This is a genomic window from Arthrobacter sp. P1_D12 (genome assembly GCF_056406175.1).
Map to the genome: position 1 here is coordinate 1 of NZ_JBFUAR010000036.1, position 21,817 is coordinate 21,817.

At 66.6% G+C, this 21,817-nt stretch carries 23 protein-coding genes; 11 read left to right on the forward strand and 12 right to left on the reverse strand.

The window, feature by feature from the left end:
- Positions 1-258 precede the first annotated feature (258 nt).
- From AC1DZV_RS20650 to acs, 4 genes are read right to left on the reverse strand one after another with little or no spacing between them, the layout of a single operon-like run.
- On the reverse strand, positions 259-753 hold the full coding sequence (locus tag AC1DZV_RS20650) for a CoA-binding protein (protein WP_018776128.1): 495 nt from the start codon (positions 751-753) through the stop codon (positions 259-261).
- Positions 753-2,093, reverse strand: coding sequence for an O-acetylhomoserine aminocarboxypropyltransferase/cysteine synthase family protein (locus AC1DZV_RS20655; protein WP_476949939.1), 1,341 nt, complete (start codon positions 2,091-2,093; stop codon positions 753-755). Before AC1DZV_RS20655 ends, AC1DZV_RS20650 begins: the two co-directional genes overlap by 1 nt.
- Positions 2,093-3,286 carry a dimethylsulfone monooxygenase SfnG gene (gene sfnG / locus AC1DZV_RS20660; RefSeq protein ID WP_476954477.1) on the reverse strand — a complete coding sequence of 398 codons (1,194 nt, stop codon included), beginning with the start codon at positions 3,284-3,286 and terminating at the stop codon, positions 2,093-2,095. The genes AC1DZV_RS20655 and sfnG overlap by 1 nt, the downstream gene beginning before the upstream one ends.
- A 10-nt stretch (positions 3,287-3,296) precedes the next feature.
- Positions 3,297-5,333, reverse strand: a complete 2,037-nt coding sequence (acs, locus tag AC1DZV_RS20665) for an acetate--CoA ligase (RefSeq protein WP_476954478.1) — start codon at positions 5,331-5,333, stop codon at positions 3,297-3,299.
- Positions 5,334-5,616: 283 nt separating this feature from the next.
- Between acs and AC1DZV_RS20670 the strand changes: the two genes are divergently transcribed.
- The 7 genes from AC1DZV_RS20670 (at position 5,617) to AC1DZV_RS20700 (ending at position 9,569) form a co-directional block, all read left to right on the forward strand.
- Positions 5,617-6,042: a CoA-binding protein gene (locus AC1DZV_RS20670; RefSeq protein WP_476949936.1), complete on the forward strand. Its 426-nt coding sequence runs from the start codon at positions 5,617-5,619 to the stop codon at positions 6,040-6,042.
- A gap of 99 nt (positions 6,043-6,141) precedes the next feature.
- The gene (locus AC1DZV_RS20675; RefSeq protein ID WP_028277995.1) at positions 6,142-6,552 is read left to right on the forward strand and encodes an MmcQ/YjbR family DNA-binding protein; all 411 of its coding nucleotides are present in this window, start codon (positions 6,142-6,144) and stop codon (positions 6,550-6,552) included.
- Entirely contained in the window at positions 6,549-7,103 is a 555-nt protein-coding gene (locus AC1DZV_RS20680; RefSeq protein WP_476954479.1) for a DUF1990 family protein, read from the forward strand. The genes AC1DZV_RS20675 and AC1DZV_RS20680 overlap by 4 nt, the downstream gene beginning before the upstream one ends.
- Before the next feature lie 14 nt (positions 7,104-7,117).
- Positions 7,118-7,720, forward strand: a complete 603-nt coding sequence (locus AC1DZV_RS20685) for a hypothetical protein (RefSeq protein WP_476954480.1) — start codon at positions 7,118-7,120, stop codon at positions 7,718-7,720.
- 80 nt (positions 7,721-7,800) lie between these two features.
- Positions 7,801-8,118 (forward strand): putative quinol monooxygenase, encoded by a 318-nt coding sequence (locus AC1DZV_RS20690; RefSeq protein WP_079555298.1) that lies wholly within the window; start codon positions 7,801-7,803, stop codon positions 8,116-8,118.
- A 76-nt stretch (positions 8,119-8,194) separates the two neighbouring features.
- The gene (locus tag AC1DZV_RS20695; RefSeq protein WP_028277999.1) at positions 8,195-8,488 is read left to right on the forward strand and encodes a DUF503 domain-containing protein; all 294 of its coding nucleotides are present in this window, start codon (positions 8,195-8,197) and stop codon (positions 8,486-8,488) included.
- Between the two features lie 412 nt (positions 8,489-8,900).
- Positions 8,901-9,569, forward strand: a complete 669-nt coding sequence (locus tag AC1DZV_RS20700; protein WP_476954481.1) for a hypothetical protein — start codon at positions 8,901-8,903, stop codon at positions 9,567-9,569.
- Between the two features lie 141 nt (positions 9,570-9,710).
- Here the strand turns inward: AC1DZV_RS20700 and purL are convergent, their stop codons facing one another.
- Genes purL through purS form a run of 3 tightly spaced genes read right to left on the reverse strand, consistent with a single transcriptional unit; the run spans position 9,711 to position 13,052 of the window.
- Complete coding sequence (purL, locus tag AC1DZV_RS20705; protein WP_476949931.1) at positions 9,711-12,044, reverse strand: phosphoribosylformylglycinamidine synthase subunit PurL; 2,334 nt, start codon at positions 12,042-12,044, stop codon at positions 9,711-9,713.
- Entirely contained in the window at positions 12,041-12,799 is a 759-nt protein-coding gene (gene purQ / locus AC1DZV_RS20710) for a phosphoribosylformylglycinamidine synthase subunit PurQ (RefSeq protein WP_026539321.1), read from the reverse strand. Before purQ ends, purL begins: the two co-directional genes overlap by 4 nt.
- A 1-nt stretch (position 12,800) precedes the next feature.
- Positions 12,801-13,052 carry a phosphoribosylformylglycinamidine synthase subunit PurS gene (gene purS, locus AC1DZV_RS20715; RefSeq protein ID WP_018776110.1) on the reverse strand — a complete coding sequence of 84 codons (252 nt, stop codon included), beginning with the start codon at positions 13,050-13,052 and terminating at the stop codon, positions 12,801-12,803.
- Between the two features lie 276 nt (positions 13,053-13,328).
- On the opposite strand from purS, the gene AC1DZV_RS20720 reads away from it, so the two are divergent.
- The gene (locus AC1DZV_RS20720; protein WP_028278002.1) at positions 13,329-13,514 is read left to right on the forward strand and encodes a hypothetical protein; all 186 of its coding nucleotides are present in this window, start codon (positions 13,329-13,331) and stop codon (positions 13,512-13,514) included.
- 333 nt (positions 13,515-13,847) lie between these two features.
- Positions 13,848-16,985: a S8 family serine peptidase gene (locus AC1DZV_RS20725; RefSeq protein ID WP_476954482.1), complete on the forward strand. Its 3,138-nt coding sequence runs from the start codon at positions 13,848-13,850 to the stop codon at positions 16,983-16,985.
- 91 nt (positions 16,986-17,076) lie between these two features.
- Here AC1DZV_RS20725 and AC1DZV_RS20730 read toward each other — a convergent pair whose 3' ends face one another.
- The 4 genes from AC1DZV_RS20730 to AC1DZV_RS20745 are packed head-to-tail and all read right to left on the reverse strand — an operon-like array spanning position 17,077 to position 19,500.
- Positions 17,077-17,457: a serine protease inhibitor gene (locus tag AC1DZV_RS20730; RefSeq protein ID WP_476954483.1), complete on the reverse strand. Its 381-nt coding sequence runs from the start codon at positions 17,455-17,457 to the stop codon at positions 17,077-17,079.
- Positions 17,454-18,398 (reverse strand): 3-methyladenine DNA glycosylase, encoded by a 945-nt coding sequence (locus AC1DZV_RS20735; protein ID WP_476954484.1) that lies wholly within the window; start codon positions 18,396-18,398, stop codon positions 17,454-17,456. The genes AC1DZV_RS20730 and AC1DZV_RS20735 overlap by 4 nt, the downstream gene beginning before the upstream one ends.
- A 4-nt stretch (positions 18,399-18,402) precedes the next feature.
- Entirely contained in the window at positions 18,403-18,984 is a 582-nt protein-coding gene (locus AC1DZV_RS20740) for an SSI family serine proteinase inhibitor (RefSeq protein ID WP_476954485.1), read from the reverse strand.
- A 27-nt stretch (positions 18,985-19,011) separates the two neighbouring features.
- A complete protein-coding gene (locus AC1DZV_RS20745; RefSeq protein WP_476954488.1) occupies positions 19,012-19,500 on the reverse strand; it encodes a MarR family winged helix-turn-helix transcriptional regulator in 489 nt (162 codons plus the stop codon).
- Between the two features lie 118 nt (positions 19,501-19,618).
- Between AC1DZV_RS20745 and AC1DZV_RS20750 the strand changes: the two genes are divergently transcribed.
- Positions 19,619-19,843, forward strand: coding sequence for a hypothetical protein (locus AC1DZV_RS20750; protein ID WP_476954486.1), 225 nt, complete (start codon positions 19,619-19,621; stop codon positions 19,841-19,843).
- A gap of 143 nt (positions 19,844-19,986) precedes the next feature.
- Positions 19,987-20,181 carry a hypothetical protein gene (locus AC1DZV_RS20755; RefSeq protein WP_043436631.1) on the forward strand — a complete coding sequence of 65 codons (195 nt, stop codon included), beginning with the start codon at positions 19,987-19,989 and terminating at the stop codon, positions 20,179-20,181.
- On the opposite strand, the gene AC1DZV_RS20760 is transcribed toward AC1DZV_RS20755, so the two are convergent.
- Positions 20,139-21,536, reverse strand: coding sequence for an aspartate kinase (locus AC1DZV_RS20760; protein WP_476954487.1), 1,398 nt, complete (start codon positions 21,534-21,536; stop codon positions 20,139-20,141). The two genes, AC1DZV_RS20755 and AC1DZV_RS20760, sit on opposite strands and share 43 nt — an antisense overlap.
- Positions 21,537-21,817 lie beyond the last annotated feature (281 nt).

Sequence of the window (21,817 nt, forward strand, 5' to 3'; positions counted from 1 at the left end):
GGGGCGCCGGGGCTGCCCGGATCACCCGATCTTCCGGGCGGCGGCGGAAACGCAGGCAAGGATCTGCCGCGCGTTCCGGGCCACATCACGCCAACCCTGCCGGGCGTCGTTCCGACCAAGGCCCCCGGCCAGCCATAAGCCGCCCTTGAATTCCTTTGTTAACCCGGTTGCGCTATCACTTAGGGCGGTTCTGAGCGCTCAGAACGACCCAAAGTGATAGCGCAACGGGTTGGCTGGTGGGTTGGTTGGCGGCTGGAGTTAGGCCAGGACCTGCCGCTTGGAAGAGATGACGCCAGTGTCGAACCCGGCCAGGTGCAGGCCGCCGTGGAACCGGGCATGCTCAATCTTCACGCAGCGGTCCATCACGACGTCGAGTCCGGCGGCCTCGGCCTCCTTGGCAACGTCCTCGTGCCAGGAGCCCAGTTGCAGCCAGAGGGTCTTGGCGCCGGCGGCGATGGCCTCGTCCAGGACGCCGGGCAAGTCGCCGTGCTTGCGGAACACGTCCACAATGTCCGGGCTTTCCGGCAGGTCCGCGAGCGACGCATACGTCGGCTGACCCAGGATTTCCTTCACCACAGGGTTCACGAAATAGACCTTGTACCGGGTGGAGGACTGCAGATAGGTGGCCACGAAATAGCTCGCGCGCGAGGGCTTGTCGGATGCTCCCACAATCGCGATCGACTTCGCCTGCCGCAGCAGGTTCAGGCGCTCCGGCGCCGAGGGGCCGGTCCAGGTCCGTTCTTCAACACTCATCAGTTCGCTCCGATCGTGCAGGCTTCAGCCTCTGCGGATGCATCCGGGGCTGCTGCTTCCGAGGCGGCGTCCAGCGCCTGGTCCAGGTCCCAGAGGATGTCATCGATGTCCTCGAGGCCCACGGAGATGCGGACAAGGTCCTCGGGGACACCTGCCGACTCGAGCTGTTCGGGGCTCAGTTGCTGGTGGGTGGTGGACCCGGGGTGGATGACCAGGGTCCGGGAGTCGCCCACATTGGCCAGGTGTGAGGCCAGCTGCAGGGACTCGATGAACTTCTGCCCCGCGGTCCGGCCGCCCTTGACGCCGAAGGAGAACACCGAGCCCGGACCCAGCGGCAGGTACTTCTGCGCCCGCTCGAAGTGCGGGTGCGAGGGCAGTCCGGAGAAGTTCACGTAGGCCACGCGCTCGTCCGCTTCCAGCCATTCGGCCACGGCCTGGGCGTTCTTCAGGTGCTCGTCGAGGCGCTGGGGGAGCGTTTCCACGCCCTGCAGCAGCTGGAACGCCGACTGCGGGGACAGCGCCGGTCCGATGTCGCGCAACTGTTCGCAGCGCAGCTTGGTGAGGAACCCGTACTCGCCGAAGTTCCCCCACCAGGAGACGTTGCCGTAGGAGGCCACGGGCTCGGTCATGGCCGGGAAGTTGCCGTTGCCCCAGTCGAAGCGGCCGCTTTCGACGATCACGCCGCCGAGGGTGGTGCCGTGGCCGCCGAGGAACTTGGTGGCGGAGTGGATCACGATGTCCGCCCCGTGCTCGATCGGCCGCACGAGGTAGGGCGTGCTCAGGGTGGCGTCGACGACGAGCGGGACGCCGGCGTCGTGCGCCACCTTCGCGAGGGCCGCAAGGTCCTGGACCTCCGAGGACGGGTTGGCCACCACCTCCACGAAGATCGCCTTGGTGTTCCCGCGCACCGCGGCAGCGTAGTCCGCCGGATCGGTGCCGGCGACGAATGTGGTGTCCACGCCGAAGCGGCGCAGTGTGACGTCCAGCTGGGTCACCGTGCCGCCGTAGAGCTGGGAGGCGGCCACGATGTGGTCCCCGGCCTGGGTCAGCGCGGCAAAGGTGATGAACTCCGCCGCCATCCCCGACGACGTCGCCACGGCGCCGATTCCGCCCTCCAGGGACGCGATGCGCTCCTCGAACGCGGCCACGGTGGGGTTGCCGATCCGGGAATAGATGTTGCCGTATTTCTGCAGCGCGAAGAGGTTCGCGGCGTCCTGGGTGTCCTTGAACACGAAGGAGGTGGTCTGGTAGATCGGCACGGCGCGGGCGCCGTGCTCGGCGTCGGGGGTGCCGCCGGCGTGCAGCGCACGGGTGCGGAAACCGAACTTGCGGTCGGCCATTAGGCAGCCACCTCAACGTTTGCCACCGGGGTCCGGGACAGGTCCAGTTCGGTGCCGTTCTTCCGGGCCAGATCCGCCTCGAGTTCGCGGACGATCGGCAGGATGTCCTGGCCGAACGCGGCGACTTCCTCCTGGAAGTGCAGGTAGCCGGTCAGGAACAGGTTCACGCCGATCTTCTTGTACGCCACGATCCGCTCGGCGATCTGCTCCGGGGTGCCGATCAGCTGCGTCTTGAAGCCGTCGTTGTACTGGACCAGGTCCTCGAAGCTCGAGTCGGCCCACATGCCCTTGCCGTCCTTGGTGGACGCCCCGGCTTCCTGGACGGCGGCGCGGAACCCCTCCACGGCAGGCTTGTGCGCCTTCTCGACGATCTCGCGGAGGGTGTCGCGGGCTTCCTTCTCGGATTCCCGGGCGATCACGAAGCCGTTCAGGCCAAACTTGGGAGAGGGGAGCGCACCTTCCGGGCCGCGACCGGCGGCACCTGACGCCGCCACCACACCGGCGATGTTCTCCTTGAACCCCTCGAGGTCCTTGCCGTTGGAGAAGTACCAGTCAGCCACCCGTCCGGCGGTGGCCTGCGCGGCCGTGGAGTTGCCGCCGAAGAAGATCTCCGGGTGCGCCCGGTCCGGCACGTCCACCGGTGCCGGGTTCAGGGTGAAGTCGGTGATGTTGTAGTACTTGCCGGACTGGCTGTAGTCCTGCTCGGTCCAGAGCCCGCGGAGGACCTTGATGAATTCCTCGGTGCGGACGTAGCGCTCGTCGTGTTCGAGCCATTCGAGGCCGAAGTTGGTGAATTCATCCTTGAGCCAGCCGGAGACGATGTTCACGGCGGCGCGGCCGTTGGAGATGTGGTCCGCGGTGATGATGTACTTCGCCAGCACGCCGGGGTGCCACATGCCCGGATGGACGGCGGAGATCACCTTGAGGCGCTCGGTGGCGGCCAGCAGCGCCAGGCTGAACGAGGTGGCCTCGTGCTGCTTGTCCGCGCCGTAGGAGGCGGCGTACCGGGTCTGGGTCAGGGCGTATTCAAAGCCGGAGTTCTCCGCGATCCTGGCCAGCTTCTTGTTGTATTCGAAGTCCCAGCCGGTGCGCTGTTCGATGGTGGACACCACCAGGCCGCCGGAGACGTTGGGGACCCAGTAGGCGAACTTGAGCGGTTCGGACAGACGGGCGACGTTGCTGATCTCAGTCATGGGTGTTCCTTTACTTCCGGGTGGGGCTTGCTGTTGCCAGGAATTCCGCGGCGCGGTCGCGCAGCACATCCTGGATGCCCGCGATGGATGGTTCGTTCTGCAGCGAGGTGGTGTCGCCGAGCGTTGTGCCTTCGAACAGCTGGGTCAGCAGCCGGCGCATGATCTTGCCGCTGCGGGTTTTCGGCACATCGTGAACGACGACGACGTCCCGCGGCTTGGCGATCGGCCCGATGTGCTTCGCGACGTGCGCCTTCAGCACACCCTGGATGTCGGGGGTGGCCGCCGAATCCTTCAGCACCACGAACGCGACGATCGCGTGGCCGGTCTTTGGGTCCGCGACCGGGCAGACGCCGGCCTCCACCACGTCCGGGTGGGTGACGAGCGCCGATTCGACCTCGATGGTGGAGAGCAGGTGTCCGGAGACGTTGAGGGTGTCGTCCACCCGCCCGAGGATCCAGATGTCGCCGTCGTCGTCATACTTGGCGCCGTCACCGGCGAGGAACCAGCCCTGCTCGGCGTATTGGCGCCAGTACGAATCGAAGTAGCGGCGCGGGTTGCCCCAGACCGTCCGGGCGATCGCCGGGCCGGGGGAGTCCACCACGATGAAACCCTGGACGCCGGGAGGCACCGTATTGCCGGCGTCGTCCACGATGCGCGTGCTGACGCCGGGCAGCGGGCGGGCCGCGCAGCCGGGCTTGAACGCGGCGTCCGTCGGTGCCGGGGAGAGGATGGTGGCGCCGGTTTCGGACTGCCACCATGTGTCCACCACGGGGGCGGTGCCGGCGCCGATGTTGGTGCGGAACCAGCGCCAGGCCTCGGGGTTGATGGCCTCGCCCACCGTGCCGAGGAGACGGATGGAGGAGAGGTCGTACGCGTCCGGGACGCCGTCCGGGAACCAGCCCATGAGGGAGCGGACCAGGGTGGGTGCGGTGTAATACTGCGTGACCCCGTACCGTTCGATGATCTCAAAGTGCCGGCCCGGGTGCGGGGTGTTGGGCGTGCCCTCGAAGATGACCTGCGTGGCGCCGTTGGAGAGCGGGCCGTAGAGCTCGTAGGTGTGCGCGGTGACCCAGGCGAGATCGGCCGTGCACCAGTGCACGTCCTTCTCCCGCAGCGCGGGGTCGGGGTTGCTGAACAGGTGCTCGAAGCTCCATGACGCCTGCGTGAGGTAGCCGCCGGAGGTGTGGACCAGGCCCTTGGGCTTGCCGGTGGTGCCGGAGGTGTACATGATGAACAGCGGCGTCTCGGCGTCGAACGCCTCGGCTTCGTGAGTCTCGGAGGCGGTGCCGACGGCGTCGTGCCACCACACATCGCGGCCGGCAGTCATCGGGACGGTGTCCAGCTCGTCCGCGGGAGTGGTCCGGTTGACCACCAGGACGTGTTCGATGGCGTTGTCGCCGGCGACGGCGGCGTCCGCGTTGTCCTTGACCGGCACGGCGGTGCCGCGGCGGAACTGGCCGTCGGTGGTGACCAGGAGCTTGGCGCCGGTGTCCTCCACCCGGAACTTCAGGGCCTCGGCGGAGAATCCGCCGAAGACCAGAGAATGGATGGCGCCGATCCGGGCCACTGCGAGGGTGATGATCACGGTTTCGGGGATGACGGGGAGGTAGATGACCACCCGGTCGCCCTTGGTGATGCCGAGGTCCAGGAGGGCATTGGCGGCTTTGGAAACCTCGCGCTGGAGTTCGGCGTAGGTGACGGCGCGGCGGTCGCCGGGCTCGCCCTCAAAGTGCAGGGCCACCTTGTCTCCGCGCCCCGCCGCCACGTGGCGGTCGACGCAGTTGTAGGCGACATTGAGCCTGCCCCCTTCGAACCAGGTGATCTGCGGTCCGAGGCCGGCCTCGACGTCGGCAGGGACCCGGCGGTGCGCGGTGTGCCAGGGCTTGCCGCCGTCCGAGGATCCGGCATCCGTTGAGCCGCCGGGCAGGTGCGCCCAGTCGAGGCGGAGGGCCTGGGTTTCCCAGAAGGCAACCGTCTCTGCTTGGCCTGGTACCGCAGTGGCAGTCCGGGCAAGGACGGGCAGGGCGGAAGAATTCTCAGGGGACATCGGGGCACTCCATCGGTCCTGGCAGTGGCACCCCTGGTTCCTCCGCGGGCGAAGAAGCAGTTCCGCGGGAATGGTCGTCTCACGTCACTGGGGTTGCTGCGGCTTCATTGATCCAGGTCTCTCGGCCGCTCGGGATGGTCACTCCCTACTAGACCCGAAATGCAGGATTCCGCAAAATCCAAGCCTTCCGCACTGTAATATTCGTTCACCGCGGAATGGGAGGAGTGGAGTCATTCATTTATTCGATGATTGTTCGGAAAGGTTGCAGGAGTAATGTTGATACATGGCCCACGTTAACGATCCGGCAGTCATTGACCGCCTCATGCGAACTAAAGGCACGTGGGCGGTGGTCGGCCTGACCACCAACCAATGGCGCTCGGCGTATGAAGTCTCCCTGTTTGTCCGTGACCGGATGGGCATGGAAATCATCCCGGTCAACTTGCCCGGCGACGACGTGCACGGGGAGAAGGGGTACCGCTCCCTGGCGGAGATTCCCGCTGAGAAGCACCCGATCGACGTCGTGGACTGCTTCGTCAACTCCCAGAAGGTGGGGGCCGTCATAGACGAGGCCATCGCCATAGGCGCCAAGGCCGTCTGGCTGCAGCTGGGCGTCTTCGACGACGCCGCGGTGGACCGCGCCAAGGCCGCCGGGCTGGACGTCGTCGTGAACGAGTGCCCCGCCCGCGAAGGGTGGCGAGTGGGCCTCTAGCGGCCCAGGATTCACGATCAACAGATTCGGAAGCAGCGGCGACGCCCGCACCGCCGCGCAGGCAGGGTGAGGCAGGCCGCAGCCGGATAGGCTCGTGCCATGGACGTTGCCACCCTCCGCGAGATCTGCCTGAGCTTCCCCGGTGCGTTTGAGGACTTTCCTTTCGGCCCGGAGACATCGGTTTTCAAGGTGCGGGCACGGATAGCCGGCGGCACGAGGCAGGACGCCAAGATGTTCGCGGCGTCGGCCATGGACCCGGCCGACTGGTCCGTCAGCCTCAAATGCGAGCCGGCCCTGGCCGAACAGCTGCGGGCCATCCATCCGGAAATCACCGGCGCCTGGCATATGAACAAGACGCACTGGAACGGGGTCCGGCTGGACGGATCGTTGCCGGACGACATGATCCGGGACATGGTGGAGGATTCCTACGATCTGGTGGTCGCCTCGTTCAGCCGGAAGCAGCGGGAACAGCTGGGCTGGGCGGGACTCGCCAGGGGCGAGGACACATGAGCGGTGATCCCGGTGCCGGCGCGCGGGACGGGCTGAACTATCCGGGCATTGGCTCCACTGAGCACGGCCAGGCGCCGGCGGGCTTTCCCTGCCTGGTGTCCCGGGCATACCTCGGCGACGGCCCGGCACTGTACCGGAGGGTGGAGCAGGGGATTCTGAGCTGGCAGCTGCAGAAACGCTCCGGGCTGCGCGTCCGCACCGACTCCGACGCCGTCGCGCCCGGCGCGCGTGTGGTGAGCGGATTCGGCGTCGGCCCCTTCCGGATCAACGCGCCCTGCGAGGTGGTGTGGGTGCGCCGGCCCGTGCCCGGCGACGGGCCGCAACGAGCCGGGTTCGGGTACGGCACACTCCCCGGTCATCCCGTGCGGGGCGAGGAGGCCTTCGAAGTGGAGATCGACGCCGCCGGGCAGGTGTTCCTGAAAATCACGGCCTTCAGCCGGCCGTCCAACTGGTTCTACGCGACCGGCCGCGCCCTCACGGGACGGGCACAAAGGCATGTCACTTCCCGCTACATTGGGAGTGCACACGAACTGGCCGCAGGTGAAAGCTGATCAGGAGCCGAAGGATGCTGGAACAGAAAACCCTTGACCAATTGTGGAACTTCGACGACCCCGCCGGGTCCGAAGCCCGGTTCCGGGCGGCCGCCGCAGATGAACGCTACGACGCCGACGAACGTGCCGAGCTCACCACGCAGCTGGGACGGGCCATCGGGCTGCAGGGCCGCTACGAGGAAGCCGACGCCCTGCTGGATGCGGTCGATGCCGACGACCCCACCGTGGCCGTCAGGGTGCTGCTCGAACGCGGCCGGGTGCTCAATTCCAGCGGCCACCCCGAGATGGCCGTGCCGCTGTTTGAACAGGCGGCCGAACTGGCTGACTACCTGGTCGAGGAATTCCTGGCCGTGGACGCGCTGCACATGCTCGCCATCGCCGACTCCGCCCACGCCGAGACCTGGACCCGAAGCGCGTTGGAGTACGCCTCCACGGTTCACGATGAGCGGACCAAACGGTGGGTGGTTTCGCTGCACAACAACCTCGGCTGGACGCTGCATGACGCCGGCCGGTGCACCGAGGCGATGGTGGAGTTCCAGCTCGCCGAGCAGTGGGCCGACCGGATCGGCACCACGCGGCAGCAGGAACTGGCCCGCGAGGCCATCAAGGCCTGTTGACCCGCCAACTGGCCATGTAACCCGGCATTGTCATGCTGGAAGAATGGAACCTCCGGAAAACCAACGAAAGGCTTCAGCCCATGATCTTCATCGTCGTCAAATTCAAGGTCAAGCCGGATTGGTCGGAGCGCTGGCTGGGACTCGTGAACGATTTCACCCAGGCCACCCGCCAGGAGCCCGGCAACCTGTGGTTCGACTGGTCCCGCAGTGTGGAGGACCCCAACGAATTCGTCCTGGTTGAGGCCTTCAAGGATGACGCCGCCGGGGCCCACGTGAACAGCGCCCACTTCAAGCAGGCTATGGCGGACATGCCTCAGGCCCTGGCCGAGACGCCCCGGATCATCAGCCGGCAGCTCGACGGGGACGGCTGGGACCGGATGGGCGAGCTCACCATCTAACCCCGTCTCAGCAGGGTTCCCTGGCCGAGCTTGCGAGGCGAGGGGGCCGGTGGCGAGCAATGGATAGGCTTATGGCATGTGGATCGGCTGGATTGAATTCGACATCCTTCTGGGCGACGTTCACAGCCTGAAGGAGAAGCGCTCCGTGGTGCGCCCGCTCCTGGCGGAGCTGAAGCGCCGCTTTGATGTCTCCGTGGCCGAGGTCGGGGATCATGAGCAGCACCGGCGCACGCAGTTGGGCGCCGGCTTGGTTGCAGCAGACCGGGCACACGTCGTGGAGGTGCTGACCGGCGTCGAACGCTTCGTGGCGGCCCGGCCCGAACTCGAACTCCTCAGCGCACGGCAACGGGAGCTCCGCAGCGACGACTGACCCCGCGGATTGCTCCGCCAACCCCCGTCGATTGCTCCGTAGTCGCCCTTTTGAGGCTCCATAACGGCACTTATGGAGCAGTCGATGGGCGTTGTGGATAACTACTGCGGCGTCGACGCCGAACTGGTCTGATGAAGCCATGAAGACCGCGCGCCCGCTGCCGGACGATTTCCAGCGACGACCCTTTACCGTCGTCGAAGCGGCAGCGGCTGGTGTGTCACTAAAAAGGCTCCGCCACCAGTCCCTGGCCGCGCTGGGCCGGGGAATCCGTGTGCAAAGCCCGACGCCGGGGCTTCCCTTGTGCGTGCGAGTGCGGCCTTTCATTGAAGTCAATGAGCGATGCGCCGCGTCGCACCTCACCGCGGCGGAGCTTGGTTCGCTTCCGGTGCGGCAGCAGAAGGAGGCACCACCGATGTACCACGTGATCAGGCCCGAGGGCGCGGCCCATCTCAACCGGCCACACGTCATCGTCCACCGCATGAAGCTCTACGACGACGAAATCACGCTGCTGGACGGGATCCCCATCACCACCCCGGAGCGGACCTGGCTGGATCTAGCCGAAATGTTGACCGTAGACCAACTCGTTGTGGCCGGCGACAGCTGCGTTCGGATGCCCAGACCTGAGCTCGAGGGCAGGGATGCGCCGCTCTGCAGCCTTCAGGACTTGCAGCGGATGATCGACCGCCACAAGGGAAAACGAGGAATCCGCAAGGCGAAGGAAGCCATCGCCCTCATTCGCGTGGGCTCCGATTCGCCGCAGGAGTCCTTGCTGAGGCTGGCCATAGTCCGGGCCGGCCTTCCGGAACCAGAGCTGAACGTGCCGATCATCGACAATGCAGGAACCCGGCACCACGAACCCGACCTGTCCTATCGGAAATACAGAATCGGCGTCGAGTACGAGGGCGAACTCCACGGTGAGGAGGGCCAGATCGTCCGGGACATCGCCCGTTCGGAGAAGTACACGGACCTCGGTTGGACCGAGGTCCGGATCTCCAAGCGGCATATGCACGATGATGCCAAGGCCGCGGTGGCCAAGGTCCGTGCCGCACTCCTGCAGGCGGGCTGGCGGCCCGACCGTTAACGAACGATTGCTCCGCAACTGCCGTTTTGAGGGTTCAAAAGGGCAGCTGCGGAGCAATCGATGGAACTAGGGCTGCGGTGGGTGGGCCCACGCCGCCAGGGTTCCCTGGCCGAGCTTGCGAGGCTAGGGTGGCGGTGGGGACTAGCCGAAGTACTTCGGCAGGGTCGCCTCGTGGGCTTCGCGGAGCGCGTCGAGGTTCATGGTCTCGACGCCGTTGATCTCCAGCGTGCCGCCCTCGGCGTCCACCACACCGATCCGGACGTGCGCGAAGCCGCGGGCGGTGCACATGTCCGTGAAGCGGATTTCCTCCGAGCGGGGCACAGCGACGACGGCGCGGCCCTGGGTTTCGGAGAACAGCGCCGTGAACAGGTCCACGCCGTCGCGGTCCAGGACGTCCTGCAGGGCGATCCGGGCGCCCACGCCGTAGCGCAGGGACGACTCCACGAGGGCCGCGGCGAGGCCGCCTTCGGAGAGGTCGTGGGCGGAATCCACCATGCCGTCGCGGGAGGCGTTGATTAGGATCTGGCCCAGTTCGCGCTCGGCGTCGAGGTCAACCTTCGGCGGCAGGCCGCCCAGGTGTCCGCGCATGTTCGACCATTCCGAACCGTCCAGCTCTGCCGCCGTCGTGCCGAGGAGGTAGATGGCCTGGCCGTCTTCCTTCCAGCCCGACGGCGTGCGGCGGGCGACGTCGTCGAACTTGCCCAGCACAGCCACCACGGGGGAGGGATGGATGGGGGTGGTCCCGGTCTGGTTGTACAGCGAGACGTTGCCGCCGGTGACCGGGATGCCGAGGACCATGCAGGCGTCGGACAGACCGCGGATGGCTTCGGCCAGCTGCCACATGACGTCGGGGTCCTCGGGGGAGCCGAAGTTCAGGCAGTCGCTGACGGCCATCGGCACAGCACCGGAGGTGGCGACGTTGCGGTAGGCCTCGGCCAGGGCCAGCTGTGCGCCGTGGTACGGGTCCAGGTAGGTGTAGCGGCCGTTGGCGTCGGTGGCCAGTGCCACGCCGAGGCCGGTCTCCTCGTCCACCCGGACCACGCCGGCGTCGTCCGGGAACGCCATGGCGGTGTTGCCGCCGACGTAGCGGTCGTACTGCTTGGTGATCCAGGACTTGTCGCACATGTTCGGGGAGGCGACGAGTTCGGTGATGGCGGCGGCCAGGTCCGCCGGGGCGGAGGGGCGGCCGGCGTCCTGCACGGACCCGGTGAAGGAGTCGGCCTGGACGGCGTCCTGCCAGTCGGGGCGGGCATAGGGTCGGTCGTAGACTGGACCGTCGTGTGCCACGGTGCGCGGGTCGACGTCGACAATGACCTCGCCTTCCCACGTGATGATGAGGCGGCCGGTATCGGTCACCTCGCCCAGCCAGGAGTACTCCACCGCCCACTTGTCCATGACCGCTTCAAACGCGGCGATGTTCTCGGGGGTGACCACGGCCATCATGCGTTCCTGCGACTCGGACATCAGGATTTCGCCCGGGGTCAGGGTGGGGTCGCGGAGCAGGACGGAGGTCAGCTCGACTTCCATGCCGCCGTCGCCGTTGGAGGCAAGTTCGGAGGTGGCGCAGGAAATGCCGGCGGCGCCGAGGTCCTGGATGCCCTCCACCAGGGATCCCTTGAACAGCTCCAGGCAGCACTCGATCAGGACCTTCTCGGCGAACGGGTCGCCCACCTGGACCGCGGGGCGCTTGGACGGCTTGGTGTCATCGAAGGACTCCGAGGCCAGCACGGAGGCGCCGCCGATGCCGTCGCCGCCGGTGCGGGCACCGAACAGCACCACCTTGTTGCCCTTGCCGGAGGCGTTCGCGAGGCGGATGTCCTCGTGGCGCATCACGCCGACGGCCAGCGCGTTCACCAGCGGGTTGCCCTGGTAGACGGAGTCGAAGACCATTTCGCCGCCGATGTTGGGCAGGCCCAGCGAGTTGCCGTAGCCGCCGATCCCTGCCACGGCGCCGTGCATGACGCGGGCGGTGTCCGGGTGGTCAATGGCGCCGAAGCGCAGCGGATCCATCACCGCTACCGGGCGGGCGCCCATGGAGATGATGTCGCGGACAATGCCGCCGATGCCGGTTGCGGCGCCCTGGTAGGGCTCCACGAACGACGGCGAGTTGTGGGACTCGATCTTGAACGTCACGGCCCAGCCGTCGCCCAGGTTGGTGACACCGGCGTTTTCGCCGATACCCACGAGCATGTCCTTCTTCATTTCCTCGGTCACCTTGTCGCCGAACTGGCGCAGGTGGTTCTTCGAGGACTTGTAGGAGCAGTGTTCGCTCCACATCACCGAGTACATGGCGAGTTCCGCGCCGGTGGGGCGGCGGCCCAGGACCTTGACGACCTCGTCGAACTCGTTCTGCTTCAGGCCCAGTTCGGCCCAGGGGAGTTCGGTGTCCGGGGTCTTGGCCGCGTTCTCGACGGTGTCGATGTTGAACTTCCGGGCGGTCTCCGCGGGTGCCGCCACTGCGGGTGTCTCCGTCATTTGTTGTCTCCCACGATCTTGTTCAGGACAGAGGTGAAGAACCCGAGGCCCTCGGTGCCGGAGCCGAGCTCGGGACCGAAGCCGGCCTCCACGGCGTGCTCGGGGTGCGGCATGAGGCCCACCACGTTGCCCGCGGCGTTGGAAATGCCGGCGATGTCGCGGCGGGAGCCGTTCGGGTTGAAGCCGACGTAGCGGAACACAACGCGGCCTTCGGCCTCGAGCGCGTCCAGGGTCTTCTCGTCGGCGATGTACTGGCCGTCCTGGTTCTTCAGCGGCACGGTGATTTCCTGGCCGGCGGCGTAGTCCCCGGTCCAGGCGGTGGTGTTGTTCTCCACGCGCAGGACCTGGTCGCGGCACATGAACTTCAGGTGGTCGTTCTTGATCATGGAGCCGGGCAGCAGGTGCGACTCGGTCAGGATCTGGAAGCCGTTGCAGATGCCCAGCACGGGCAGCTTGGCCTCGGAATTGGCGGCGTCGATGATCTTGGACATCAGCGGCGCGAAGCGGGCGATCGCGCCGGCGCGGAGGTAATCGCCGTACGAGAACCCGCCGGGAATCACGACGGCGTCAACGTCACCCAGGGTGGTGCCGGCGTGCCAGAGCTCCACCGGGGTGGCGCCGGCCAGACGGACCGCACGGGCGGCGTCGCGGTCGTCGAGGGTGCCGGGGAAGGTGACGACGCCGATCTTCGCACCAGCGAGCCTGGGGTTGGCGGCGACGGCGACGGCCTCGCCGATCAGGGGGAGTTCAGTCATTTCAGGCCTCAACGACCTCGACGTTGACGACGTCTTCGATGACCGGGTTGGACAGCAGGGTCTCCGCGGCGTCGCGGGCCTGGGCCAGGATCTCCTCGGTCACCTCGCCGTCGACCGTGAGTTCAAAGCGCTTGCCCTGGCGGACAGAGCTGAAAGCGGTGAAGCCCAGCCGGGGCAGAGCACCGACGATGGCCTTCCCCTGCGGGTCCAGAATCTCGGGCTTGGGCATGACGTCGACAACGATCCGGGGCATCCGGCAACTCCTGTGCGTGAGCGTTGGGTAAGGGCGCAGCGGAGTGGTGCCGTCTCACGCCGATCCGCTGTGTGTTGGACTGCCTGGTGAATGCAGCGTGAAAGGGCGCTCCGCGAGCTTGCATGCCCATTCTACCGGCCACCGCGCGTCCGGCCGTATTCGCAGCTGGGAGTGTGAACCCGGCCTCCCTGGCGAAGTCCTTGAGCTGGAGAAATGGCGTCGCGGGGGCGGCTGCGCCCTATGGTCGGGGCTGCCGCGGGTCAGTAGGATGTGCGCATGGCTGAGAAACCGAAATCCGTGGTGTTGTCTGTTGTGGCCGTCGCAGTGTTCGCCGGGCTGGGCCGGATGGTCCTCCAGAAGATCAAGGCCGACCGTGCGGCGAAGGCGACCAAGGTGGCCGGGCCCTTGGATGAGAAGACCCGCGCATGGATCAGCGACGTGGTCCGGACTCCGCGAAAGTAGGCTGGCGGCAGTCCGCCTGGAGGCCACGGTAGGCCCGCGGACCATGACGGGCCGGATCCCCCCCCGCGCTGAGGTACCGCAGGGGTGCGGCCGCGCGGGGCCGGAAGTACCAATTGACGCAGTTCAGCGACGTCCCCATCGCGTCGTGTCGTATTGCGTGACAAATTTTAAATACCCCTCAGTGACCTATGTCATATCTCGCTCTCAGTCTGTACTGTATGAATCGGCTGGTATCCGTGGGGGCTGGCCGGGCGACCGCCCGGTGAGTTCCCGCCAGTCCGTTGGGCCCGGCCTTGAAGCCGGGCCGTTCCTTTACGAAAGGTTCGAACACTCGTGACATCACCAGGAAAGAGCTTCCTTCGAAGCGGGGGACTCCGGAGGGCCGCGGCACTGACCCTGGGCTTGCCGGTTCTTCTGTCCAGCATCGCGATCGCCCCCGCCAATGCGGCCCCGGGGCAAGGCCTGGCCGTAGCCGGCGTCGCACAGAAGAATGTTGATCCGAACAACTACAAGGACGGCCGCTACATCGTTGTCCTGACCGAGAAAGCGGCAGCCACGTATGACGGCGGGACGGCCGGCATGCCAGCCACCAAGCCTGCGCCCGGCAAGAAGCTGGATGCCAACAAAGCTGAAGTGAAGAAGTACCAGGCACACCTGCAGCAGAAGCAGTCCCAGGTGGCCGGCAAGCAGGGCGTCAAGATCAATCGGCAATTCACCGCTGCCCTCAACGGATTCAGCGCACACCTCACCGCGGATCAGGCCATCAAACTGGCCAAGGACCCCAGCGTGCTGACGGTCGCCCCTGACACGGAAAACGCTCCGGACTACTCCAGCACCGATTTCCTGAAGCTCAGCGGGGCCAACGGAACCTGGAACACGAAGTTCGGCGGCCAGAACGGCGCCGGCAAGGGCGTCGTCGTCGGCGTCATCGACACCGGCTACACCCCGTCCAGTGCGTTTTTCGCCGGGGAAGAGGTCAAGCCCCTCGTCGGCAAGCCTGTCGTCGGTGTGCCGTACAGGACGGCGGACGGCAAGATCGCAATGCTCAAGTCCGACGGCGACACTTTTATCGGTGAGTGCCAGAAGGGCCAGGACTTCGACGGTTCTGCCTGTAACTCCAAGGTCCTGAGCGCGCACTACTTCGCCGAGGACTTCCTGCAGTTCGTGCCCCCGGCCGAGCGTGCTCCGGAAGAACTGCTGTCCCCGGTCGATGTCGCCAGCCACGGCACCCACACGGCCAGCACCTCGGCGGGCAACGCCAACGTCGAGACCTTCGTCGACGGGCGCAGCTTCGGCCTGACCAGCGGCATCGCGCCGGCCGCCAAGCTCTCCGTTTACAAAGTCTGCTGGGAAGACACCGACCCCAACACGGGCGGCTGCTACAGCTCCTCGTCCGTTGCCGCCGTCGAACAGGCCATCAAAGACGGCGTCGACGTGCTGAACTACTCGATCTCCGGTTCTGCGACGTCAGTTATCGACCCGGTCTCGATTGCCTTCCTGAACGCTGCCTCCGCAGGCATCTTCGTCGCAGCATCGGCCGGAAACTCCGGTCCGACGGCGAGCACTGTCAACCACGGCGGCCCCTGGGTCACCACGGTTGCGGCCAGCAGCTTCTCCCAGGAGCTTCAAGGCACTGTTGAATTCGCAGACGGCACCAAGTTCCGCGGCGCCAGCATCATGAACAAGGAAGTCAAGGACGCCGGCGTGGTGCTGGCTGCCAACGCAGCAGCCGCCGGGAGCACCAGCCCGGCCTTGTGCGGCCCCGGCACCCTGGAGCCGGCGAAGGTCGCCGGCAAGGTCGTCGTCTGCGACCGCGGCGTTGTCGACCGCGTCGCCAAGAGCGCCGAGGTTGCCCGTGGTGGCGGCGTCGGCATGATCCTGGTGAACCTGAGCAATTCCTCGCTGGACACCGATCAGCACGCTGTCCCGACCGTCCACGTGAACCCGCCGGCCACCGCGGCCATCAAGGCCAAGGTAACCGCCGCCCCGGACATCAAGGTGTCTCTTGTTAACAAGGACACGACCGGACTGCCGCTGGAGGCGCAGCCGCAGATTGCCGGCTTCTCCTCCCGAGGCCCGCTGCTGGCCACCGACTCGGACCTGCTGAAGCCGGACGTCACTGCGCCGGGTGTTGCAGTCCTGGCCGGTGTGTCGCCGATTGGCGCTGACGGTGCAAAGTTCGGCTTCCTGTCCGGCACCTCCATGGCGGCACCGCACGTTGCCGGTTTCGGCGCGTTGCTCCTGGGCAAAAACCCGGCCTGGTCCCCTGCAACGGTCAAGTCCGCCATGATGACCACGGCAGGCAATGTGGTGAACGCCGACGGCTCCAAGAACACCGACGTCCTCGCCACCGGTGCCGGCCAGGTGGATCCGGCACGCATGGTCGATCCGGGTCTTGCCTACGACGCCAACGAAGGGGACTACTGGAAATTCATACAGGGTACGGGGATCAACCTCGGCCTGCCGTCCAGCACCCTGCCGCGGGACATGAACGTCCCGTCCTTCTCGCTGGGCAACCTCACCGGGAAGATCACCGTGACCCGGACCCTGACCGCTCTGACTCCGGGCGTCTACAAAGTCAAAGCCAATGTACCCGGAATTCAGGTCAATGTGGCTCCGGCGGCCCTGAACTTCAAGGCCGCTGGCGAGAAGAAGACCGTCAAGGTCAGCTTTGAGAACACGAGCGCTGCCCTGGGCAAGTTCGCCATGGGCTCACTGAGCTGGGAGGGCGCAGGCAAGACCGTCACCTCGCCGATCGCAGTCCGGCCGCAGTCTGTCGTCGCCGCGAAGGATGTCTTCCTCAGCACCGAATCCGGCACGGGCTCGGGCGACATCAGCGTTGTGTCGGGCACCAACTCGCCCGTCAACATGACGCTGGACGGCCTGTCCAAGGCGGATTCTTCTGCCGTGGAGCTGGTTCCCGGCCCGTTCGCGGCCCGTGCCGATGCCTCGACGTTCGTCAAGACTGTGAACGTCCCGGCGGGTGCTCCGCTGGCCAAGTTCTCGGTCATCTCCTCTGACCCGGCCTCGGACTTCGACATGTGGGTGGTCACGCCACAGGGCGTCGAGCAGGTGGCGACGTCGTCGTCCAGCGAGACGCTCTCGATTGCGGATCCCGTTGCGGGCTCGTACACGATCTACGCGAACCTGTACTCCAGCCCGGGCGGCAAGACCACGAAGGCAAGCGTTGATGCCGCGGTTCTCGGTGCCAACGAGAACAATGCGACCATCACGCCGAACCCTCTGGTGCTGCCGAACGGTGAAACAGGCAAGATCACGCTGAACTGGACCGGCCTTAAGCCCGGCTCCTACATTGGACGGATCACCTTTGCCGGTGCCAGCGAGCCGACGTTCGTCACCGTCGTCGTGAACGCTGCAGGAGCTGCCTCGGTGGCGCCGACCTCGGAAGGCGCGGCCGCGCAGTCCAAGTTCCAGCACCAGGAGCTTGAGCGCCCCAACAACGCCATCTAGGCGCGGCTCAACCCTTATAGGAGAGGCAATGGCCGGCGGTTCGCACCGCCGGCCATTGCTGTCTCGTGACGCCTGCGAGGTTCCGCGTGGCTCAGATTGCGCCGGTGGAGCCTGCAACCCCGCCCAGCAGCGGCGCCATGGCACGCCAGCGGGCGATCTCGCAGCCATCGGTGCGGCTGAACGTGCTGTGGACTTCCCGGCCCAGGAACCAGCCGGTCACCACGGCGACCTGCGGACCCCCGTACTGCTGCGTGCACATCTTCGGCGGTCCCGGCTTAGGAAAGAAGATGTCCTCGCCGTGCCGCGTGACCGCCGCGAGGGCGGCCGCCGAATCCGGCAGCGTGGACGCCGGGGCGACGCTGCCGCCGTCGGCCGCCAGGCGGAAGGTGTACTCCGGCGCTTCCGGGGCCTCCGTCAGCCGGACGGTGAGATCGATGTCGTGGTGGCTGTGACGCTCGTGAGTGGCGGTCATTGCTGTCCTTCCGTGCGTTCGGGGGCAGGGCCGGAACCCATCGACTGGAACACGGGAGCGAGCTCCTGCAACAGCCGCTGCCGCAGTACTTGTGATTCGGCTGAAAAAGCCCGCTGGTGCTCAACATACGCCGCTTTGCCCTCGGGCGTTTCGATCCTGATGGCGGGATAACCCCACTCTTGCAAGTCGTACGGCGACGCCCGCATGTCCATGGCCCGGATCCGCCACGAGAGTTCGAAACAGTCCATGACGAGCTCGCTGGGCAGCAACGGGGACAGCTTGTAGGCCCACTTGTAAAGGTCCATGTTGGCGTGCAGGCAACCCGGCTGCTCCATGGCGCGCTGGTTCTCCCGGCTGGGAACCATGCTGTTCAGCGGAGCGGCATCCGGGGTGTAGAAGCGGAAGGCGTCGAAGTGCGAGCACCGGATCCGGTTCTCCTCCACCACCTCGTCGGTGCGCCCGGACCCGAGCCGCAGCTGCAGGTACTCGTGCCGGAGATCGAACTTGTCCTGCCGGTAGACCATGGCCCACTCGTGCAGCCCGAAGCAGCCGAACTGGGCCGGCCGCGCGGCAGTCCCGGCCAGGATGATCCCTGCGAACTGCAGTGCCTCCCGGCGCTCCCTCAGGAAGGCGTCGACGTCGACCGTCACAGCCGGCGACTCCGCCGGCAGCCCGGCGGCCGCGAGTTCTGCGGCGTCGGCCGCGCGGTAATACTTCCACCCGGTCCGCGCCTCAGCCTCGGGGCCGGAGAGCACGACGCCGGCGCCCGGGTGCCAGCGCAGCAGCTGTCCGGGCTTCTGGGTGTAGTAGGTGAAGAGGAAGTCCTCCACCGGGTGCTTCCGGCCGGCGGAGCGCCGCTCAAGGTAGGGGTCCGCGTAGCGGCGGACACGTTGGACGTGGGCCGCCTGGCGCGGCAGCCACTCTTCCTGCTGGAGGTGCAAGGGCTTAGCTCGCCCCGCCGGATGAGCCCAGAACATCTTTGGCGGCGTTCCAGGCGGCGATTTCACAGCCGTTTGTCAGGCTGAAGCTCGCCTGAACCGCCCTGCCATCCACGACGCCGGTGACGGTGGCCACCTGCGGGCCGCCGTACTGCTGGGTGCAGGTCTGGTTCTTGGCGGGCGGGGCGGGGCTGAGGATGGCCGGATTGTTCTTGATGGCGATGCACGCGGCGGCGGCGTTGGGGTGCTGGCTTTCGGCCGCCGGAACCCCGTTTTGGCATACCAGCGTGAAGTTGGCCGCGGTGCCGGTTTCGTTCGGCTTGACCATGATGGCGAGTTCGGCGTTGCCCTTACCCGGTCCGGACGGCAGCGGGGCCGCGGAGGGTGACGGTGCCGGTGACGTCGTCTCCGTCTCCGGGGACGGCGAGCCCGACGGCGCTGTGGGTGACGGGCTGGAGGGGATGCCCGTCGTCGTGCTGGGGGAGGGGGAAGGTGTGGGACCGCCGTTCGGCGTGCAGGCGGTCAATCCGGCCACGGCCATCAGGACGGCCGCCAGGACAAGTGCCGGGCGGCCCGATTGCGTGCGCATCAGCAGTCCTCCTCTGTTTTGCCCAGTCTACCGCCGGGGCGCGTCGTCCGGGCCGGGCCGTGTGGCGGCGATCAGGTCCATCATGGTGGCGTGCAGCTCGCCGACCTGTTCACGCGTCAGGCCCAGCCGGGCCATCATGATGCCCGGGACTTCGGTGGCCTGCTCCCGAAGGGCGGTGCCGCGCGGCGTCAGCCGGACATCCAGGGTGCGCTCGTTGCCTTCCATCCGCTGGCGGGTGATGAAGCCGGCCGTCTCGAGCCGGCGCAGCAGCGGCGAGATGGTTGCCGGCTCCTGGGCCAGGGCCTCGCTAATGTCGCGGACCGACCGGGGGCTTGCTTCCCAAAGGCACAACATGACGAGGTACTGCGGGTGTGTCAGGCCGAGCCTGTCCAGGACGGGTTTGTAGGCGCCTACGACGCTGCGGGAGGCAACCGTCAGGGCGAAGCAGAGCTGCTGTTCCAGCAGGAGGTCGTCCTGCGCTGCCTGCGAGTCCTGGGCTCCATGCGCTCCCGGCATGACGTGCCTGTCCTGGATTGCTGGGGTTCCTTCGGTCACACCGACTCCTTCGAATGATTAGTGCACTAATGATTAGCGTACACTGGGAGCATTGTCTTGCTCCCACGAAAGGATAGCCATGGCCAAGGAAAATGCCGTCGAGCGGTTCATGCGGGCCACCGGGAAGTTCCGGGCCGTGTTCGGGCCGGCCAACCGCAGTTCACTCGGCCACGAGATGACCGACCAGAACAGGCGGCTGCTGGCGGCGCGGCAGGCTGAAACTGAACAGTGGGAGACCTTGCACCGGCCCGACGGCAGCACTTATGTGGTGCCTCGAAACCCTGACGACCAATCCCTGCGCTAGGTCCCTTTTAGCGCCACCCCACCCGAGCCATTTCCCGCTGCCGGGCGTAAAATGAGGGCACTGACACACCGCTGTGCAGCATCCTGAACCATCCGGGACGAGGAAAGGGGGTGGGACTAGTGACACGTGCTGTCAGAGCTTTCATGGAAAAGACCGACAAGCTGAGGCTGCTGTTCGGGCCCGCAAATCGAGGCGACACCGCGGCGCCTGTAGTTCACAAGCACGACGACTTCGAGCACGCCTCGGAAGACGACCTGGCAGGTTTCGAAGTCGAGACGGACGACCACGGACACCACTACGCTGTCCGGAAAACGGATCTCGGGAAAGAAGAGGTCTGACGAGGCCCGCTTCGCCGGTTCCGACGGTTCCGGGGGACCCCGGATGCCGGGGGCATCCTGGGCGGCCGCGTGGTACGCGGCCGGAAACGTGGGTATGCGGCCGGAGCTGTGGGGAAGCGGCCGACGACGGGCGGAGACGGGGAAGGGAGCGGCAGGGCCTCGGAGAGGGCCGCGAAGAAGCGGGCGGACACACCCGGGTGCGAGCGCATGCCGGCGCCGATCAGCGAAAGCTTGCCGATCTTCTCGTTGTATTCGATGCTCTCAAAGCCGATCCGGTCCTGCGCGGCGTGCAGGGCGGCCAGGGCCTCGGCACCCTCGACGATCGGGAGCGTGAAGGAGATATCGGTCCGGCCCGTGCCGTGGGTGGAGACGTTCTGGACGATCATGTCGATGTTCGAGTGGGCGTCCGCGATGACCTGGAAGATCGCCGCTGCCTTGCCGGGGATGTCAGGTACGCCGACAACCGTGACCTTGGCTTCGGACCGATCGTGTGCCACACCGGAGATGATTGGCTGCTCCAAGGCAACTCCCTCTTGAGTCGTGATCTTGTCGTCGGCGCCGGGGAGAACCCAGGTGCCTTCGTTCTGGTTGAATGAGGAACGGACGTGCAGGGGCACCCCAAAGCGGCGGGCGTATTCAACACAGCGCAGGTGCAGAATCTTAGCGCCGGACGCGGCCAGTTCCAGCATTTCCTCGCTGGAGATGCGGTCGATCTTCCGGGCCGACGCGACCACGCGCGGATCGGCCGTGTAGACGCCGTCGACGTCGGTGAAGATCTCGCAGACATCGGCGTCAAGCGCCGCGGCGAGGGCCACCGCCGTCGTGTCCGAACCGCCGCGCCCGAGCGTCGTGATCTCATTCGTCGTGTGGCTCATGCCCTGGAACCCGGCCACAATCGCGATGTGCCCCTTGTCCAGGGCGGTGCGGATGCGGTGCGGGTCGACGTCGATGATCCGGGCCTTGCCGTGGATGCCGTCGGTGATCATGCCGGCCTGGGAACCGGTGAAGGACTGGGCCGAGGCGCCGAACTTGTTGATGGCCATGGCCAGCAGCGCCATGGAGATTCGTTCCCCGGCGGAGAGGAGCATGTCCATCTCGCGGGCGGGCGCGGAATCGGTGACCTGGCCGGCGAGGTCAAGGAGCTCATCGGTGGTGTCGCCCATGGCGGAAACCACCACGACCACCTCGTCGCCGGCGTTTTGGGCGTCCACCACCCGCCGGGCGACGCGCTTGATGCCTTCTGCGTCCGCCACCGAGGAACCGCCAAATTTCTTCACGACAAGGTGCTTGGTAGCGGCGGCCGAGACGGGCAACGTCTGCGATCCGGGCTGGACTTCGGTAGTGGGCAAACTCATTCGCGCACCCTCACTGGATCATCGGGGTTCTGGGCCAGGCAACCAAACGGCGCGACGGCGTAACTTCTCACCCCAGTTTATCGCCGTGCCGCCCGCGCCGTTGAATTGTGACCGAATGGCAGACACTCCGGGTTTGTCTCTACCGGACATGCCCAGTGCTGCGGGCAAGGAGTGGACATGCTCAGTGTTTCCGCGGGACATGCTCATTCTTGGCGGGCTGGAGTGGGCATGAGGGCATTGTGTCCATTCCCGGGCGTGGGCGCTGGACATGTCCATTGGGC